This is a genomic window from Bifidobacterium sp. POST2/T3 (B1) (genome assembly GCF_058197115.1).
In genome coordinates, this window is record NZ_JBVPQK010000316.1 from 1 (window position 1) to 3,020 (window position 3,020).

General features: G+C 63.8%; 2 protein-coding genes. One reads left to right on the forward strand and one right to left on the reverse strand.

Translation table 11 applies throughout. The features are described 5' to 3' along the window. Positions 1–2,371: beta-L-arabinofuranosidase domain-containing protein (locus tag AC0AP0_RS11000; protein ID WP_490430493.1), on the forward strand; the 2,371-nt coding region annotated here is incomplete at its 5' end. 5 nt (positions 2,372–2,376) lie between these two features. On the opposite strand, the gene AC0AP0_RS11005 is transcribed toward AC0AP0_RS11000, so the two are convergent. Then, positions 2,377–3,020: LacI family DNA-binding transcriptional regulator (locus AC0AP0_RS11005; RefSeq protein WP_490430494.1), on the reverse strand; the 644-nt coding region annotated here is incomplete at its 5' end.

A 3,020-nucleotide genomic window follows, 5' to 3' on the forward strand; every position in this document is an offset into this window, starting at 1 on the left:
TGTCCGCTTCGCACCATCCCAGGTCCGACTGACCCCCGGCAGCATCTATGCCGATGCACAGCAGGCCGGCTCAGACTACCTGCTGAGTCTGGATCCCGATCGCCTCCTGGCCCCCTACCGGCGCGAGGCAGGTCTGCCCGCCAAGGCTGATCCATACCCCAACTGGGAGTCCATGGGTCTGGACGGCCACATCGGCGGCCACTACCTGTCCGGACTGGCGGCCTATTGGCAGAGTCTGCAAACCTGGCCCTTCCTGGAGCGCGCCACCCGCATGCTGACCGGCCTGCTCGAGTGCCAGGATGCCTCGGGCGACGGCTTTCTGGGCGGCATGCCTCACAGCGCCGAGCTCTTCCGGAACCTGCGGCAGGGTCACGTGCAGGCCCAGTCCTTCGATCTGCTGGGCTCCTGGGTGCCCCTCTACAATTTGCACAAGCTCTTTGCCGGCCTGCTGGACTGCTGGCAGTCCTTCCAAACCAAGAGCGCCTCCGACATGGCCCGCGTCATGGTCCTGCGCCTGGCTGACTGGTGGTGCGACCTGGTAGACAATATCGACGAACAGAATTTTCAGACCATGCTGACCTGCGAGTACGGGGGCCTGAACGAGGCCTTCGCCCGCCTCTATCAGCTGACCGGAAATGACCGCTATCTCCGCCAGGCCCGTCGCTTGACCGACCGTCCCTTCTTCGAGCCGCTGGCCGCCGGCAAGGACCAGCTGACCGGCCTGCACGCCAATACACAGATACCCAAGGTCCTGGGCTACGAGCGTCTGGCCGAAATCACCGGAGACGAGGCCTTCCGAAAAGCCGTGGACACCTTCTGGCATGGGGTGGTGGACAAGCGCACGGTCTCCATCGGGGCCCATTCCGTCTCCGAGCATTTCAATCCACCCGATGATTTCTCGGCCATGGTCACCTCCCGCGAGGGCCTGGAGACCTGCAACAGCTACAACATGGCCAAGCTGGCACTGCGCCTTTACGACCGCACCGGACAGGCCCGCTACCTGGATTTCTATGAGCGGGTCCTGGTCAACCACCTGGTCTCCACGGTGGGCATCCGCGAGCATGGCTTCGTCTACTTCACCCCCATGCGACCCCGGCACTATAGGGTCTATTCCAGCGCACAGCGTTCCTTCTGGTGCTGTGTGGGCACCGGCCTGGAAAACCACGCCCGCTACGGTGCCATGATCTTCGAGCGCCGACCCGGAAAGAATCCTGACCAGGAATCCGCGTCTCTGGCGGTCAACCTCTTCATCCCTGCCAGCCTGGACTGGTCCCAGCGCGGGCTGCGGATCAGCCTGGCCTACGCTCCCGGCCCCGGGACCACCAATATTGGATGCCTGGATCTAGAAGCCGACGACCAAAGCCAGCAGACCCTGGACCTCTACCTGCGCCATCCCTGGTGGCTGGAGGATGCCAGCTATCGGATCAAGCAAGGCCAGGCAAATATGACCGTCGAGCCAGTGAAGTCCGATTCGGATGGCAGCCCCCGCTTCGACCACCTTCATCTGACTTGGACCGGCCGAGTGAGCCTGGAGCTGTGCCACCAGGTCCGGGTGACTGCCGAGCCGCTGCCCGACGGTTCGGACTGGGTCAGCCTGCTGCGCGGGGTCAAGGTCATGGCCGCCCGCAGCGACGATGCCGACCTGATAGGCCTGAAGGCTGACGACTCCCGTGCCGGGCACATCGCCTCCGGCCCCCTGCGTCCGCTGGGCGACCTGCCCGTGCTCCAGGGAGCGCCCCAGGACTTCCTGCTGCCCCACCCCCAGGACGACGGCGCCATAGAAGTGGCCGTCTCCAGACCCATGACCGGAAAACAAAGGTGGACTGATTCACGCCTGCTACTGGTCCCCTTCACTTCCATCGAGGCCTCCCGATATTCGGTCTACCTGCCCTGGGCGAAGGATGGCGATAAGGACCGTGTTCGCCGAGCCCTGGAAGAGATCGATGCACAGGAACAGGCCAATGAGCTGCAGGTCTGCGACCGGGTGGACTGCGGGTCCCAGCAGTCCGAAATCGACCACGAGTATCAGGGCAGGGATGACCGGCAGGAGCTGATTGAGGGAATCAACACCCGTCACGCCCTGGCTGGGGGCTGCTTCTCATACCGGCTGCGGGATGCCACCGGCGGCGCGAAAATGCTGGAGGTTGCCATGCGGGACCAGCACAGCGCCGCACTCTACTCCCTGCGGACGGAGGGCCTGGAATTGGGCCAGCCCGTAAGAAGCCGCGAAAACGGCAGAATACTGGACCGCTACCCCCTGACCGGTCGTGGATTGGACGCTCTGCCCGACCGGGCTGTCAGGGTACAGGTCCAAGCCGGAGACGAAGGTCCCACCCCTGACCTGCTGACTCTGGCACTGATTCGCGATTGAAGCGCTCAGGACCGGGCTGTGCTGCCAGCCTCCATCAGTGTAAAGGGCAGGTCCACCTGCTCAGGCTGATGTCTGCCGGGTGGATCCTTCATCCGATCCATGAGCAGTCGCAGGCATTCGGCCGCCACCCGGTCAGTGTCTACGCAAATGGTCGAAAGGGCAGGTGTGAGAAAACGGGACACTTTCAGCCCGTCGAAACCGATCAGAGCAACCTGCTCGGGCACTCGCACCCCATGTGCACCCAGCGCGTGCAGGGCCCCGATGGCCACCACATCCGTCAGGGCAAAGACCCCGTCAAAATCCCTGCGGCGAGCCAGCAGAGCGACCATGGCCTGGTCGGCGCTGCCCTGATCCCAGTCGCAGTCGACAATATCTTCAGGCCCTAGGCTGATTCCATGACCTTGTGCTGCCTGCATGGCACCCAAGAGTCGCTGTTCCCGCCCTCGGATGGACCGAGCCAGTTGGTCCGGGGTTTTGTAGGCGGCACCAAGAACCAGAATCCGCCGGCAACCTTGATCTATCAGATGCTCCACTGCCGCCTGGGCACCCTGGCGGTTAGGACTGCGCACGGTGTCTACGGACCGGTCCAGCCGCGGGCCGTCGAAAACCACCAAGGGATAGCGCCGATTGAGCGCGATGATAGAGTCAG